The sequence below is a fragment of the Nocardiopsis sp. MG754419 genome (assembly GCF_018207095.1).
Taxonomy (GTDB): Bacteria; Actinomycetota; Actinomycetes; order Streptosporangiales; family Streptosporangiaceae; genus Nocardiopsis.
In genome coordinates this window covers 1-1,868 of sequence record NZ_QOCZ01000290.1, presented here as the reverse complement: position 1 = coordinate 1,868, position 1,868 = coordinate 1, and the positions used below count along the sequence as shown (strand labels likewise).

General features: G+C 72.4%; 1 protein-coding gene. It reads right to left on the bottom strand.

Annotation, left to right across the window (positions count from 1 at the left end):
- Positions 1–75 precede the first annotated feature (75 nt).
- On the bottom strand, positions 76–1,533 hold the full coding sequence (locus tag DSY14_RS27685) for an alpha/beta fold hydrolase (protein ID WP_211719546.1): 1,458 nt from the start codon (positions 1,531–1,533) through the stop codon (positions 76–78).
- Positions 1,534–1,868 lie beyond the last annotated feature (335 nt).

The window sequence follows — 1,868 nt, the reverse complement described above, 5'->3', positions numbered from 1 at the left end:
CCCGATCCCGGCTCGCCGTGGCGAGACGGCCGCGATCACGACGGTCACGGCGCGACCGTCCTCAGGGGCCGGGCCTCAGCTCTCGGGGGTCGGCGGAGGCGGGCCGGGGCAGACCTCCGTGGTGGTCCGGCCGGTGGCGAAGAAGTCGACGGCGGCCGTGGCGCAGTCCAGGTCCGAGAGGGTGCCGTGACCGTCGTCATCGACGGTCATGACCTCGCCGCCGATCACCTCGCGCATGTCCGTCGCCCAGATGTGCGGGGTGACCATCTCCTTGGCGTGGCCCACCAACTGCAGGGGGCTCTGTCCACGCCGCAGGTCGGGGCCCTCGCCCTCCTCGGGCCATCCCACACAGAGGTGGTCGTAGAAACCCAGGGTGCCCACGGCGGGGAAACGCTCGGCCAGCTCGGTGCGGTTGCGCCACACCTCGTCGAAGTCACGGGGGCTGTCGGAGTCGTTGCAGAACAGCGCGATCTGGGCGAACGCGGTGGCCCCGTCGGTCTCGGCGTCCCACCCGGTGCCGAAAGCCCGCCCCTGGGGGAATTCCACCTCGGGGACGCCACCGTCGAGGAGGGTACCGAGCGCACGCGCGTTGGCGGGCCACTCACGTTCGGGTGTGGCCAGCAGTGCCGTCACCGTGAAGGCGTCGGCGACCGTCCCGTCCGGCCCGGTGCGGGGTTCCTCGGCCAGCTCGTCCCGGAGCGCGAACACCTCCTCCCGCAGCAGGGCGGCGTCAGAGCCGCGCCCGTACACGTCGTGGTGCTCGGCCAGCCACGCGGTGAAACGGTGGAAGACCTCCTCACCGGCTTCGACCTGGCCCGCTTCCAGGCGGGTGAGGGAGGAGTCGGGCGAGACCACCGAGTCCAGGAGCATGGCCTCGACCCGGTCATCGTGCAGGGAGCGGTAGGTGGCGCCGAGTAGGCTGCCCCAGGACACGCCGTAGTAGCCGATGGTCTCCGCGCCCAGCGCCGCACGGACGAGCTCCATGTCCCGGGCCACGTTCTCCACGGACAGGGAGGCGACCAGTTCGGGGTCGTGGGCGTGGCAGACACCGTTCATCCGGCTCTGCTCCTCCGCCACGTGGCGAGCCGTGCCCTCGGCGTCCAGGTCGGGGTCGGGCTCGGTCATCTCGTGATCGCACTCCAGGGCGCCGCTGTAGCCCACGCCGCGGGTGTCGAAGCCGACGAGGTCGTGTCGCAGACCCAGGTCCGCGGCGGAGCTGTCGAGGATGTGCCCCGGCATGGTCACCCCCTGCATGCCCGGACCTCCGGGGTTGAACAGGATGGGGTAGGCGTTCTCCTCGGCGGCGGGTACGCGGGTCACGGCGATCTCGATGGTGCGCCCGTCGGGATCGTCGTGGTCCAGGGGCACCGGAACCGAGGCGCACAGGGTGCGGTCGTCGTCCTCGTCCCAGCCTCGGGCGATGTCGGAGCACAACCGCCACTCCAGGTCCGGTGCGGCCGAGGCCGGGACGGCCACGGCGGTCAACAACAGGCCGGAGGCGGCGGTCAGCGCTGCGCTGCGGGCAAAGGGCACGGGGGTTCTCCGCTCGAAGGGGTCCGGACGTCGGGCCACCGTCCGCTTTCGAACGGTGTGCGTCGCCGGCAGACTACGCTCGGTCGCCCCACCCGCACCTCCGCCCCGCGGACGAACCCACGGGTGGCCGAAGAAGGGGGTGGGCGACGACACCGCGGCGCTTTGGTCGAACCGGCCCACCGACTTTCGTGGGGGTCGCGTCGGGGCGCTCGGGGCTCTGTGCGCGCCCTCCCGAGTGGGCCGTGCGTGCGCACCGACGTGCACCGCGGTTCCCCGTCCGATCGCTCTTCGCCCTGAGAAACCCGGCCCTCACGCCACGGCGCCCGGTCGCGACC